We start from the raw sequence: 12,710 nt of genomic DNA on the forward strand, positions 1-12,710 counted from the left end.
ACCGGTGACCCAGGTCCTGCCCGCCCCGCCCCTGGTCTCCGTCGTGACCGCGGCACCCCGGCGTTTCCTTCCCGTGCTGCCCGTCGTCGCGCTGGTCGTGACGCTCGCGCTGCCGGTCTCGGGGGACGGCGGCGGCACCCTGGCCGACGCCGTGTCCGGGCTGGTCGTGGTCTGCTGCGCACTGCGTCTCGTACGCGGCCGGCGGCGCCCCCTGTCCCGTACCGCCGCCGTCGTGCTCGGGCTGCCCGTCGTCGGGGTCGCGGTCGCGACGACGGGCGCGGCCTCGGCCGGAGTGGGCGTCGAGGGGCTCGTGCGCTATCTGCAGATCTTCGTGCTGGTGCCGGCGGCCGTGATGCTGCTGGTACGCGACCGCCGTGACGCACGCCTGGTCGCCTGGTCGCTCGTCGGGCTCGCGCTGTGGCAGGGGTCGCTCGGGGTCCACCAGTTCGTGACCGGGACCGGGGCCTCGTACCAGGGCGAGATGATCCGGGCCGTGGGCACCTTCGGGGCCACGGACATCATGGGCATGGCGGCCGTGGTGGCGTTCGGGCTGGTGTGCGCGCTCGGCCTGGCGCTCGGGTCCGGGCCCGCGCGGCAGCGGGCCGCGGCGGCGGTGTGCGCGCTGGCGCTGCTGCTGCCGCTCGCGCTGTCGTTCAGCCGGGGCGCGTGGATCGCGACGGCGGTGACCTGCGGGGCGCAGCTCGTACTCGCCGGACTGCGGCGGGCCGTACAGGTGTTCGCGGCGGTGGCGGCGGCCTCGGTGGTCCTGATGGGCGGGCTCGGGGTGGGCTCCGCGATGCTCCAGGAGCGGATCAGCAGCATCACGCAGGTCGCGGACGCGCCGGACCAGTCGGTGACCGACCGGTACACGATGTGGACGGCCGCCGTCGACATGTGGCGCGACCAGCCGCTGACCGGGGTGGGGATGAAGGGCTTCCCCGACCATCGCGACGGGCACGCCTCGCTCGCGCTGTCGTCGGGCAGTGACACGGACGGGGCGGGCGCCGGTTTCCGGCGCCAGCCGCTGCTGTCACCGCACAACATGTATCTGCTGATCCTCAGCGAGCAGGGCCTGCTGGGGCTGCTCGCACTGGCCGGGAGCTGGCTGGCGCTACTGGTTCTCGGACTCCGCAAGCTCTTCCGCGCCCGGCGTTCCGCGAGCGGCCCCGACTGCGCGCTCGTCGCCTGCGGACTGCTGCTCTGGCAGCTGGTCGACTTCGTGTACGCCGACATCGGCGGCCCCTCGACCGTACTGACGGCGCTGGTACTCGGCTTCGCCGCGTGGTGGGCGCTGACCGGCGAGAGCGCCGCCGAACGCGTCCCCGGGGACGCCCACGAGGGGGCCGGGGACCGATGACGGTGACGCCTTCCCGGGCGGAGGACGAGGGAACGACGGCACGAAGGGGCCGCCGACGGCGGACGGGGGCCGCCGGCGGCTCCTCCGCCCAGGACCACGGCACGGCCGTCGGGACCGAGGACGAGGTCCTGCTGCCCGGCGCCCGCGCGGCCTCGGCCGAGACCGCGCACCCGACCGCCGCCGAAGCCTCCGATTCCGGCGCCGGCACAGGCTTCGGCGCCGAGAAGGATCGCCCCGCCGAAGTCCCCCCGCCCACCCGCGGTTTCCTCGCCAAGGCCACGCTCGTCACCGCCGCCCTGTCCATCGCGGGTGCGCTGCTCGGGCTGGGCCGGGACCAGGCGCTCGCGCATCTCTTCGGGGCCGGGACCGAGACGGACGCCTTCCTGGTCGCGTGGACCGTGCCGGAGGTCGCGGCGACGCTGCTGATCGAGGACGGGATGGCCTTCGTGCTGGTCCCGGCGTTCAGCCTGGCCGTGGCACTGCGCGCACGCGGGACCGGCGGCGGGGACCCCGTCCGCGCGCTCGTCGCCTCCACGCTTCCTCGTATCGCGCTGGTCCTCGTGGGCGTCTCCGCGCTGCTGATCGCCGGGGCGCCCTACCTCGTCGCGGGGCTCGCGCCGGGCCTGCCCGACCCCGGGCTCGCGGTCGACTGCACGCGGCTGACGGCCACCTGCGTCCTGAGCTTCGGCCTCGCCGGCTACTGCAGCGCGGCCCTGCGCGCCCACCGCCGCTTCCTGGCCCCGGCCGCCATCTACGTCGCCTACAACACGGGCATCATCACGGCGATGTTCGTCCTCGGCGGCCACTGGGGTGTGCGGTCGGCGGCCATCGGTGTCGCGCTGGGCGGCTGCCTGATGGTGGCGGCGCAGACTCCTTCCCTCGTACGGCAGTTGTTCGGCCGCCGGTCCGGGGCCGCGACCGCGGCCCCGGCGGGAGCCGCGTCGGAGGCCGAAGGGCCGAACGCCGAACAGCCCGCCGAGCAGCCGCCGAAGCAGTCGGTCACGCACTCGGTGAATCTCGCCCTCGTCACCCCGGTCCTGCTCTTCGCCCTCTGCCGGCAGTCCCAGGTCCTCATCGAGCGCTACCTCGCCTCCAACCTCCCCTCCGGGGCCATCTCGCACCTGAACTACGCGCAGAAGGTGGCGCAGATCCCGATGACCCTCTCGCTGATGCTGTGCACGGTCACCTTCCCGGTGCTGGCGCAGGCGCTCGCCGAGGGTGACACCGAGCGGGCCCGCAACCGCGTCGAGCACGACGTCTCGGTCGCCGCGTGCATAGTCCTGCTGGGCGCGGCGGCCGTCTTCGCGTGCGCGCCGCAGATCATCGAACTGCTCTTCCAGCGCGGCGCGTTCACCGCGCGGGACACGGCGGCGACGGCGACCGTCATGCGGGTCTACTCGCTGGGGCTGCTCGGCCACACCCTCGTGGGCGCGCTCGTCCGGACGTACTTCTCGGCGGGCCGCCCCACCTGGTACCCCCTCGCCGCGATGACCGCGGGCATCGTCGCCACCTCGTGGATCGGCGCCGCGACCGTCGGCACCTGGGGGGTGTCCGGTATCGCCGCCGCCAACGCGATCGGGATCACGCTCACCGCGGCGCTGCTGCTGTCCGGCATGAACGAGCGGCGCAGCGTGCCGATCCACACCCGCCGGGTCGTCCACGAGCTCAGCAAGCCGCTGCGCGCGGCCGGGTGCGCGGCCGTGGCGGGCGCCCTGTGCGCGAGCCGCTTCGACCGCCCCGCCCTCGCCCTGCTCACCGGTGGTCTGACCGTCACCGTCGTCTACGTACTGCTGCTCCGGTTGCTCGGCGTCCAGGCCGTCGCACCCGCCTTCCGAACCGCCCTCCGCTCCGTCACCCGAAGGCTGCCGCATGCCCGTTTCCGCTGACCCGACCGATCCGGCCGATCCGATCGGCCCGACCGACGCCACCCGTACCGAGAGACCCGCCCGGCCGGTCCCGGCACCCCTGTGGGTGGCGATGTACCACTCGGTGGGCGACTGCTCCGACGACCCGTACCGCATCACGGTCTCCCCCGACCGCCTCGACCGGCAGCTGGGCTGGCTGCACCGCCGGGGCCTGCGCGGGGTGGGCGTGGCGGACCTGCTCGCGGCCCGCGCCCGGGGCGAGGGCCGGGGCCTGGTGGGCCTCACCTTCGACGACGGCTACGCGGACTTCGCCGACCACGCCCTGCCCGTGCTCCAGCGCTGGGGTTTCGGCGCCACCGTGTTCGTCCTGCCGGGCCGGCTCGGCGGCACGAACGAATGGGACCCGCTCGGCCCCCGCAAACCCCTCCTGACCGCTGACGGCATCCGCCGGCTCGCGGACACCGAGGGCCTGGAGATCGCCTCGCACGGCCTCACCCATGTCGACCTCACCCTGGCCGACGACGCGCTGCTCGGCGCCGAGGTCGGCGGCAGCCGGGCCCTGCTGTCCGAGCTGACGGGCCGTGAGGTCCAGGGCCTGTGCTACCCGTACGGGACGGTCGATGAGCGGGTCGCGGACGCCGTCCGGGCCGCCGGCTACGGCTACGCGTGCGCGATCGACCCCGGCCCGCTCACCGGCCTCTTCGCCCTGCCCCGGGTGCACATCGGGGAGAACGACACCTCCTGGCGGCTGCAACTGAAGTACCGCCTCAACCGGCTGCGCCGCCGCCCCGTGGCCCTGACGGCAGCCCCGGTGACGGAGGCGGCCCGGTGAAGGCCCTGCACGTCATCACCGGGCTCGGGGTCGGCGGGGCCGAGCAGCAACTGCGGCTGCTGGTGCGGAATCTGCCCGTCGAGTGCGACGTGGTGACCCTCACCAACCCGGGCGCGGTCGCCGAGGGCCTCGTCGCGGACGGCGTGCGCGTCACCCACCTCGGCATACAGGGCAACCGCGATCTCGCGGCGCTCCCGCGCCTGGCCCGGCTGATCCGCCGCGGCCGCTACGACCTCGTGCACACCCACCTCTACCGGGCCTGCGTGTACGGCAGGGCCGCGGCGCGCATCGCCGGGGTGAAGGCCGTCGTGGCCACCGAGCACTCGCTCGGCGACTCGCAGATGGAGGGCCGCCGGCTCACCCCGGGCGTGCGGGCGCTCTATCTGGCCAGCGAACGCCTCGGCCGCTCGACGGTCGCGGTCTCGCCCACGGTCGCCGAACGGCTGCGCCGCTGGGGCGTGCCGGGCATGCGCATCGAGGTCGTGCCGAACGGCATCGACGTGGACCGCTTCCGCTTCGACGCGGCCCGCCGCGAGAGCACCCGGCGGCGGCTGGGGCTGCCGCAGGGCGCGTACGTCGTCGGGGGCGTCGGGCGGCTGACGGCGGGCAAGCGGTTCGAGGTGCTCGTCCGGGCGCTGGCCGAACTCCCGGACGATGTCTGGCTGCTGCTGGTCGGCGGGGGCCCGGAGGAGAACGTGCTGCGGCGGACCGCGCAGCGCATGCAGGTCGCCGACCGGGTGCTGTTCACCGGCGAGCGCCCCAACGGGCCCGCGACGGCCGACGGCAAGGACGCCCTCGATCTGCCGTCGCTGACCGGAGCCATGGACCTCCTCGCCTCGCCGTCCGCGGAGGAGGCCTTCGGGCTCGCCGTCGTGGAGGCCCTGGCGGCCGGTCTGCCCGTGCTCTACGTCTCCTGCCCGGCCGTCGACGACCTCCCGCGGGACGCGGCGCCGTTCGCCCGGCGGGTGCAGGGCGGCGCGGACTCCTTCGTACGGGCCGTGCGGCAGGCCCGTGCGCAGGGCCCCGGGCCGCGCTCCGCGCCGGAGGCCGCCCACCACTACGGCATCGCCCGCAGTGCCGACCGGCTCATGGACATCTACACGGCCGCAACTCTGGGAGTGAGTTCCACATGACCGACAACCCCATCCGAGTCACCGGGCGGCCGGGAACGGCACTCGCGCGGGCCAGGGCGCTGCCCCCGTGGTCCCTGCTCGCCGCGGGCGCCCTCGTCGGCACAGTGCTCGGCGGCTCGTACGGCGTCCTGAAGACACCGCAGTACACCGCCACGAGTTACGTCATCGCCGTCCCCACCGAGCAGTCGGACCCGGCGGCGGCGCTCGGCTTCGCGCAGGCCTACGGACGGGTCGCCACCCAGCTCGCGGTGCTCGGGGACGCCCAGGTGTGGGCGGGCGTACCGGTGTCGACCCTGCGGGAGAGCGTGCGGACGGCGACCTCGCCTGACGCGCCGATGGTCGCCGTGACCGCCACCTCCGAGCGTCCCGACCTCGCCGCGGACATCGCCAACGCCGTGTCGCGCTCGCTGACCCGGCACGCGAACGACACCGAGAACAGCACGCATGTGGAACTGCTGCAGTTCTCGCGGGCGATCAAGCCCACGGAGGCCTCCTCGGCGTCCGCGACGATGACCGGTCTCGTCGGCGCGAGCGCCGGCGGGCTGCTCGGCGGACTCGCGCTGCTGGTCCGCCCGCGCCGGGCCCCGGGAGCCGCGCCCACGGCCTCGGTGCCGGGCCCCGCCACCGCCGCCGACGTCCACGGACAGCTGTGAGAGCCGCCGCGCCGCGGACCCGGCCGCGGACCGAGTGGCGTACGGAACTGTGCACGGACGAGCGGGAGTTCGGGCGGCTGGCCGAGGAGTGGGGGAGGCTGTACCGGCACTGCGGCACGGCCACCCCGTTCCAGAGCCACGCGTGGCTGCACTCGTGGTGGCTCTCGTACGGCACGCCGGGCCGGCTCCGGCTCGTGCTCGTCCGCGACGGCGGCGACCTGGTGGCCGCCGCCCCGCTGATGCTCGTACGGCAGCCGTGGCCGGCGCTCGTGCCGCTGGGCGGGGCGATCTCCGACTTCGGGGACGTGCTGATCGAGGACGGCGAGCGCGCCGACCGGGCCGCCGCCGCGCTGGCCGACGGGCTGGCCGCGGCCGCGCGCACCGCGCTGATCGACTTCCGCGAGGTACGGCCCGGGGGCGCGGTGGAGCGGGTGTACGCGAGCTGGCGCGGGCCCCGGCGGCAGGTGCCGGACTCGCTGTGCCTGGAGCTGCCCGCCGTGCCGATGGACGACCTGATCGGGCGGCTGGCGACGGCCAAGGCCCAGCAGCGGGTCCGCGCCAAGCTGCGCAAACTGTCCACGCTGGGCGTCGAACGGCGGACCGTGCGGCCCGACGAGGTCGACACGGCGCTGCGCAGACTTCTGGAGCTGCACCGGCTGCAGTGGCAGGGCCGCAAGGTGACGTCCGAACATCTGCAGGATCGCTTCGCCGAACACCTGATCCGTTCGGTGGGGCCGATGGTCCGCGCCGGGGACGCGGTGGTGACCGAGTTCCTGGTGGACGGGACGGTGGTGGCCGTCGACCTGACGCTCCTGTCGGACCGGCTGGCGGGCGGCTATCTGTACGGCGCGCATCCCCAGCTGCGGGAGCGCAAGGCGGACGTGGCGACGATGCTGCTGCACGCCTGCGCCCAGCACACCGCAGCGGGCGGTGCGGCGGGCGGGCGCCGGGTGCTGAGCCTGCTGCGCGGCAACGAGCCCTACAAGCACCACTGGCGCCCGCAGCCCGTCGTCAACCAGCGGTTCCTGCTGGCCAGACGGCGGACGTCGCCGCTGATGTCCGCCGCCGTCTGTGACGTGGCCGCCCGCAGCCGGGGCAAGAAGCTGCTCGACCGGTTCCTCGACTGGAGGGAACGCGGTGGCGGCAGGCCGTGACCGGCCCGCCGCCTCCCGCGCCTTCGGGTCAGCGGTTGCGCGACCACCAGTCGAAGCGCAGGCACAGCTTCCCGCCGAGCCAGTACTCCACCCAGTCGCCCAGGGCCACCGGCGAACAGTTCGACGGCTTCTCGGGCGTCGGGTCGGTGGGCTTCGGCGGATCGGTCGGCTTGGGCGCCGGATCCGTGGGCTTCGGGGCCGGGTCGGTGGGCTTAGGGGTCTGATCGGTGCGGCCGAAGAGCACGGACCGGTAGATCTCGGAGGCCTCGGGGTTGTCGTCGCACTGCCACACACCGTGCGGGCAGTAGTCGGTGAGCGTGTTGTACAGCGGCTTGTGCTCGTCCAGCCAGGCGAGCATCCGCTTCATGTAGGTCGCGTTGTCGCCGTTTCTGAACAGCCCCCATTCAGGATAGGAGATCGGCTTTCCGTGCGCTTTCGCGAAGTCGACGTGCGCCTGAAGCCCGTAGGGCTCCGAGACGGCCTCGTCGAATGACTGTCCGCGCGGCTGGTCGTACGAATCCATGCCGATGACGTCGACCGTCTCGTCGCCCGGATAGCACTGGGTCCAGGGAATGGCGTCCCGGCCGCGGTTCGGAGTGAAGTCGAAGCGGAACTTCTGCCCCGGCACCGCTCTCATGGCGGTGACGATCCTGTCCCAGTACTTCTTCCAGGCCTCCGGGTCCGGCCCGCAGCGATGGGTGTACGTGATGCCGTTCATTTCCCAGCCGAGCACGATGACGGTGTCGGGCACCTCCAGCTCGACGAGCCGCTCGGCCAGCTTGCGGAAGTGCTGGTCGAACTCCCCGGCCGCGCCGCGCCGCAGCAGACCGCGGACCTCGCGGTCGGAGACGCCCTCCTCGTTGCGCTCCAGCATGGGCACGTTGAGGACGAAGAGCCGGTCGGCCTCCTCCCGCCGCCAGTGGGCCCAGGCGTCGAGGAAGCCGGGCAGGCCCTCGATGTTGCTCCAGCGGTCGCCGGGCAGATACGTGTGCGCCACGCGCAGGTCGGCCCCGCCCAGCCAGCGGCTCAGCTCGGCGATCCGGGCCACCCCGCGGGGCCCGTAGTCCAGGTAGGCGCCGAAGGCCGGGTTCTCGGGGGCCTTCGGCGGCGCGGGCGGCGGGGTCGCCTGTCCGGAGGCGGCCGGAGCGGCGGCCGGTGCGGCGACCGGCGCCACGACACCGGTGGGCGCGGTCGGCGGCGGGGCCGGCGGCTCCCCCGCCCGCACGGCCGCCGCGTGTCCCGTCCCGGACGCGAGGGCGGCCGAGGCGAAGAGTCCGGCGGTGAGTACGGCGGCGACGTACGCCGGCCGTCTGGTTCGGGTCCGTTGCAGTGGGGCCATGTCCACTCCTCGCGCTTCATTTCCACCGTCCACTGACACTCAGTCATATGAATGTGAATTGCGCCAACCGAGGCCGGGCGCCGAAGAAATACCCACTCACTCGCACGGGTGAGAAATCAGAAGCGAAGAATCAGAAGCGATCCCAGGGAAACAGACCATGCCGTCCTTCGACACCCGCGTGCCCGCCGTACTGCTGCGCACCGACCGGAATCCCTTTCACCACGGCACGCTGGGAGCCGTACGCTCGCTCGGCCGGGCCGGAATCGACGTCCACCTTGTCGCGGATTCCACCGGGAGTCCGGTGCGCGGTTCCCGTTTCGTGTGCCGGATGCATCCGCCGCCCGCTCCCGGGGCCCCGCCGTCCGAGATCGCCGCGACGTTGCGCCGAGTGGCGGCGCGGGTGGGCCGGCCCGCCGTACTGATCCCGATGGATGACGCGAGCGCCGTCGCCGTGGACCGGCTGCGGGCCGAGCTGTCCCCCCGTTTCCTGCTGCCCCTCGCTCCCGCGGGTCTCGCCGAACGGGTCGCGGACAAGGCGGAACTGGCCGCCGTGTGCGCGTCCGCGGGCATCCCGCACCCGGTGACGCTGATCCCGGACAGCCCCGCGCAGGCGGCCTCGGCGGCCCGGCGGCTGGGGCTGCCGGTGGTGGCGAAGTGGAGCCGCCCCTGGCTGCTGCCCGCCGGTTCCGACCTGCGCAGCACGACGGTGCTGACCTCCGCCGAGGAGGCACGGACCCTGCACCGGCGGGCCGGGGAGGCGGGCAGCAGGCTGCTCCTCCAGGCGTTCCTGGCGCCGGGCCCCGAGCGGGACTGGTTCTTCCACGGGTACGTGGACAGGGCCGGGGCGGTGCGCGGGGGCGGCGCGGGCCGCAAACAGCTGGCCTGGCCGCGCGGCGCGGGACTGACCGCGGTGGGCCGCTGGACGCCGAACCCGGCCGTGCGGGGGCCGGCCGAGCGGCTGGTCGCACAGCTCGGCTACCGCGGCATCTTCGACCTGGACTTCCGCCGCGACGGCACGAGTGGCGCCTACCACCTGCTCGACTTCAATCCGCGGCCCGGCGCGCAGTTCCGGCTGTTCGCCGACGGGGCGGGGCTCGACGTGGTGCGGGCCCTGCACCTGGACCTGACCCACCGTCCCCTGCCGTCGCCGGTTCCCCTGCCGGGCCGCACCTTCGTGGTGGAGAACTACGCGCCGCTGTCGGCCGCGTTCCGCCGCGGGACCGAACTGGCCTGGCACGCCCGGGACGACCTCGCGCCCGGCGCCGCCCTGTGGGCGCTGTGGTCACGCCATGTGGGCAGACGCGCGGTCCGCCGAAACGTACGACCGACGGTCCCTCCTCCTCAGCCGACCCCCCTGTCCGACGACGAGAAAGCGAGCAGTCACTGATGTACGACCTGCTGGTGGTGGGAGCCGGCCCCTACGGCCTGTCCATCGCCTCCCATGCCGCGGCGGCCGGTCTGAGCCTTCGGGTGTTCGGCCGGCCCATGGCCTCCTGGCGCGACCACATGCCCCGCGGCATGTTCCTCAAGTCCGAACCGTGGGCCTCCAACCTCTCGGACCCCGGGGGCCGGCTGAGCCTGGCCGCCTACTGCGCGGAGCAGGGGATGGAGTCCCGGCACGGGGCGCCCATCCCGGTCGAGGTGTTCGCCTCCTACGGGCTGTGGTTCGCGCGGCACTCGGTCCCGGAGGTGGACGAGCGCACGATCGAGCGCATCCACCCCTGCCTCGGCGGTTTCGAGGCGGTCACCGAGGACGGCACGAGCGTGCGGGCGCGGACGGTCGCGCTGGCGGTCGGCGTGCTCCCCTTCACCGAAGTCCCGGCGACCCTGCGCGGCCTGACGCCCGAGCACGTCTCGCACAGCAGCCACCACAGCGATCTGGACCGCTTCGTCGGCGAGGACGTCACCGTGGTCGGTGGCGGCCAGGCCGCGCTGGAGACGGCGGCCCTGCTCGCCGAACAGGGCACCCGCGTCCGGGTGGTGGCCCGGGCCCCCGGTCTCTCCTGGAACGACGTGCCGCCGCCCTGGGAACGCCCGTGGTGGCAGTCGGCCCGCGCCCCGCACAGCGGCCTGGGGCCCGGCTGGCGCAACTGGTTCTACGCCGAGCGCCCCGGCGCGTTCCGTCGTCTGCCCGAGCCCACCCGCGCCCGGATCGCCACCACGGCTCTCGGCCCCGCGGGTGCCTGGTGGGTCCGCGACCGGGTCGAGCCGTCCGTCGAACTGCTGCTGGGCCACGAGATCGCGGCGGCCCACGGGTCGGCGGGCGGCGTACGCCTGGACCTGCTCGGCCCGACCGGTGGGCCGGTGTCGCTGGACACCGACCACGTCATCGCCGCCACGGGGTTCAAACCGACCCGCGAACGCCTGGGGATCCTGACGGCGGACGTGCACGAGGGCCTGGGCGCGTGCCCCGACGGATCCCCCTATGTGGGCCGGGAGTTCGAGTCGACCTGGCCGGGGCTCTTCATGGCGGGCCTGGTCACGGCGGCCGGCTTCGGCCCGGCCATGCGGTTCGTGCACGGCGCCTCGTTCACGGCCAGGACCCTGGTACGGGGCGTGCGGCGCCGGCTCCGTACCGGACCGGTCCTGCTGCCCGTGCCCGGCGCGCGGGAGCGGCGCGGGGTGCTGGGGGCGGCGGGGCGCTGACCGCGCGCACGCCGGATGCCCTGTGCCGGGTGCCGGGTGCCGGATGCCGGATGCCGGGCGTGTGGCGTCCGGCACCCGGCGCGTCGTCACCGGCGGGCGGCGGCCCGGCTGCGCCGGTACAGGATCGCTCCGCCGAGCAGCAGGCCCGTGCCGGCGGCGGAGGCCGCGAGCATGCCGTCGGCGCCGGTCTGTGCCAGCTCCGGCCAGGGGCCCCGGCCCGAGGAGGGCGGGGACGGATGCGGCGCTCCCGGACCCGTGGCGGGCGGGAGCGACGACGGGGGTCCCGTGGTGGGCGGCACCGTCCCCGGCGGGCCCGTCTCGGGAGGCGTGGTCGTGGGCGGGGTGGTGTGCGGAGGCGGGGTGTGCGGCGGGCCGGACGGGGGCCCGGAAGGCGGCCCGGACGGCGGGGTGTCGTCGTCGCCGTAGCCCCCCGGTCCGTCGTGCCCGCACGTGTCGCCGAACGCCGGGTTCAGCAGACCGCCCGCGTCCGCGGTGTCGCCGCACGCGTTCGCCGGAGCGTGCACCGGGGCCTCGTCGACGTTGCCGCTGCCGACACCGGGCGCGTCGTGCGTACCGCCGTGCGTGGCGGAACCGCCGCCGTGGTGGCCGCTGTCGTGAGGGCCCGAGCCGTGGTGGCCGGAGCCGCCGCCGTGGTCCGAGCCGTATCCCTGGTCCTGGTGGGAGCCGTGGCCGTGGTCCGAGCCGTATCCGGCCGGGGCTCCGTGGCGGGGGCCGTCCGGCTTGCGGTGCTTGCCCGTGGGAGTGGCGCAGGAGTTGCCGAACGACGGGTTGAGACCGGCGGCCGCGTTCGCCGAGTTGCCGCACGCGTTCACGGGTACGCCCACCGGCGCCTGCACGTTGTTGCCGGACAGCACTCCGGGCGAGTCCGCCGCGACGGCGTGCACGTCCGAGTCCGCGGACGCCTGGGAGGCGTACAGGGACAAGATGCTCGTCGCGGCGGCGGCCGCGACCATTCCCTTGCTCAGGGTCTGTCGCAACTTCGTTGTCTTCTCTGCTGGTAGAAGTGGGAAAAGCCGGCCTTGGCACCGGAAAGCGGTCCAAGGCCGGCGTGACTCAGCCGTCCGGCTGGTGCGTTACGACGTCAGTCGTTGACGCACTCGTTGCCGAACGCCGGGTTCAGCAGGCCGATCACGTTGATCGAGTTGCCGCACACGTTGACAGGAATGTGCACGGGCACCTGGAGAACGTTGCCGGAGAGGACGCCGGGCGAGCCGACGGCCGCACCCTCGGCCTCGGAGTCGGCGAAGGCCGGGGCGCCCATGCCCATGGCCATGATCGCGCCGGCGATGACGACGGCACTCTTCTTGTGCTTCACGTACTTCCCTTTCTCTGCGGTCATGCCCAATGACGGCCGAAACCGGACGAGCCCAGCCTGAACGACTCGCACCATGACCTGCGGGCTGTAGAACGAGGGAACGGGGGACGAAGAAACTACAGAAAGTGCGACTCTCCGGTATTTCACCCGAACGCCCGGAGCGGAATCGGTGGCGAAACGTCACTTCATAAAGCCGGAAAAGAAACGCGGAACATATCTCCGAAGAACCCGGGCGGCCCCGCCGCACAGAGCGACGGGGCGGCCCGAGCGGTCCTCGTGACGGCGGATCAGCTGCCCGAGGCGCCGTTGCCCGACAGCACCGGGATGTTGTCCAGGACGTGCGAGATCGGCTCGTCGCCCTTCGCCTGGGTCGAGTTCTCGGCGCACTGCTGGTT

At 74.0% G+C, this 12,710-nt stretch carries 11 protein-coding genes and 1 pseudogene; 8 read left to right on the forward strand and 4 right to left on the reverse strand.

Going from position 1 to position 12,710, the window contains the following annotated elements; all coding sequences use genetic code 11:
- Positions 1-4: 4 nt before the first annotated feature.
- The 6 genes from ACFWGJ_RS07185 (at position 5) to ACFWGJ_RS07210 (ending at position 6,994) form a co-directional block, all read left to right on the forward strand.
- Positions 5-1,357 carry an O-antigen ligase family protein gene (locus ACFWGJ_RS07185; protein WP_387321565.1) on the forward strand — a complete coding sequence of 451 codons (1,353 nt, stop codon included), beginning with the start codon at positions 5-7 and terminating at the stop codon, positions 1,355-1,357.
- Complete coding sequence (gene murJ, locus ACFWGJ_RS07190) at positions 1,354-3,243, forward strand: murein biosynthesis integral membrane protein MurJ (protein ID WP_387321566.1); 1,890 nt, start codon at positions 1,354-1,356, stop codon at positions 3,241-3,243. Before ACFWGJ_RS07185 ends, murJ begins: the two co-directional genes overlap by 4 nt.
- Positions 3,244-3,334: 91 nt before the next feature.
- Positions 3,335-4,054 (forward strand): polysaccharide deacetylase family protein, encoded by a 720-nt coding sequence (locus ACFWGJ_RS07195; RefSeq protein ID WP_381833273.1) that lies wholly within the window; start codon positions 3,335-3,337, stop codon positions 4,052-4,054.
- Positions 4,051-5,187 (forward strand): glycosyltransferase, encoded by a 1,137-nt coding sequence (locus ACFWGJ_RS07200; protein WP_387321567.1) that lies wholly within the window; start codon positions 4,051-4,053, stop codon positions 5,185-5,187. The genes ACFWGJ_RS07195 and ACFWGJ_RS07200 overlap by 4 nt, the downstream gene beginning before the upstream one ends.
- Entirely contained in the window at positions 5,184-5,840 is a 657-nt protein-coding gene (locus ACFWGJ_RS07205; RefSeq protein ID WP_387321568.1) for a lipopolysaccharide biosynthesis protein, read from the forward strand. Before ACFWGJ_RS07200 ends, ACFWGJ_RS07205 begins: the two co-directional genes overlap by 4 nt.
- A complete protein-coding gene (locus tag ACFWGJ_RS07210) occupies positions 5,837-6,994 on the forward strand; it encodes a GNAT family N-acetyltransferase (protein ID WP_387321569.1) in 1,158 nt (385 codons plus the stop codon). Before ACFWGJ_RS07205 ends, ACFWGJ_RS07210 begins: the two co-directional genes overlap by 4 nt.
- 28 nt (positions 6,995-7,022) lie before the next feature.
- Here the strand turns inward: ACFWGJ_RS07210 and ACFWGJ_RS07215 are convergent, their stop codons facing one another.
- Positions 7,023-8,333: a glycoside hydrolase family 26 protein gene (locus tag ACFWGJ_RS07215; protein ID WP_387321570.1), complete on the reverse strand. Its 1,311-nt coding sequence runs from the start codon at positions 8,331-8,333 to the stop codon at positions 7,023-7,025.
- 157 nt (positions 8,334-8,490) lie between these two features.
- On the opposite strand from ACFWGJ_RS07215, the gene ACFWGJ_RS07220 reads away from it, so the two are divergent.
- On the forward strand, positions 8,491-9,720 hold the full coding sequence (locus ACFWGJ_RS07220; RefSeq protein ID WP_387321571.1) for an ATP-grasp domain-containing protein: 1,230 nt from the start codon (positions 8,491-8,493) through the stop codon (positions 9,718-9,720).
- Positions 9,720-10,979: an NAD(P)-binding domain-containing protein gene (locus ACFWGJ_RS07225; protein WP_387321572.1), complete on the forward strand. Its 1,260-nt coding sequence runs from the start codon at positions 9,720-9,722 to the stop codon at positions 10,977-10,979. Before ACFWGJ_RS07220 ends, ACFWGJ_RS07225 begins: the two co-directional genes overlap by 1 nt.
- A gap of 86 nt (positions 10,980-11,065) precedes the next feature.
- Here the strand turns inward: ACFWGJ_RS07225 and ACFWGJ_RS07230 are convergent, their stop codons facing one another.
- From ACFWGJ_RS07230 to ACFWGJ_RS07240, 3 genes and pseudogenes are all read right to left on the reverse strand, one after another.
- On the reverse strand, positions 11,066-11,977 hold the full coding sequence (locus ACFWGJ_RS07230) for a chaplin (RefSeq protein ID WP_387321573.1): 912 nt from the start codon (positions 11,975-11,977) through the stop codon (positions 11,066-11,068).
- 104 nt (positions 11,978-12,081) lie between these two features.
- The gene (locus ACFWGJ_RS07235) at positions 12,082-12,339 is read right to left on the reverse strand and encodes a chaplin (protein WP_384802322.1); all 258 of its coding nucleotides are present in this window, start codon (positions 12,337-12,339) and stop codon (positions 12,082-12,084) included.
- Positions 12,340-12,602: 263 nt separating this feature from the next.
- Positions 12,603-12,710: pseudogene (locus tag ACFWGJ_RS07240) on the reverse strand (RdlA protein); the annotation flags it as partial.

The sequence above is a fragment of the Streptomyces sp. NPDC060205 genome (genome assembly GCF_042728395.1).
GTDB lineage: Bacteria > Actinomycetota > Actinomycetes > Streptomycetales > Streptomycetaceae > Streptomyces.

Excerpts from the sequence above, each read along its gene's own strand:
- ACFWGJ_RS07220 (WP_387321571.1), top strand. The coding sequence starts at position 8,491 with ATGCCGTCCTTCGACACCCGCGTGCCCGCCGTACTGCTGCGCACCGAC.
- ACFWGJ_RS07195 (WP_381833273.1), top strand. The coding sequence starts at position 3,335 with ATGTACCACTCGGTGGGCGACTGCTCCGACGACCCGTACCGCATCACG.
- murJ (WP_387321566.1), top strand. The coding sequence starts at position 1,354 with ATGACGGTGACGCCTTCCCGGGCGGAGGACGAGGGAACGACGGCACGA.
- ACFWGJ_RS07205 (WP_387321568.1), top strand. The coding sequence starts at position 5,184 with ATGACCGACAACCCCATCCGAGTCACCGGGCGGCCGGGAACGGCACTC.
- ACFWGJ_RS07235 (WP_384802322.1), bottom strand. The coding sequence starts at position 12,339 with ATGACCGCAGAGAAAGGGAAGTACGTGAAGCACAAGAAGAGTGCCGTC.
- ACFWGJ_RS07215 (WP_387321570.1), bottom strand. The coding sequence starts at position 8,333 with ATGGCCCCACTGCAACGGACCCGAACCAGACGGCCGGCGTACGTCGCC.
- ACFWGJ_RS07225 (WP_387321572.1), top strand. The coding sequence starts at position 9,720 with ATGTACGACCTGCTGGTGGTGGGAGCCGGCCCCTACGGCCTGTCCATC.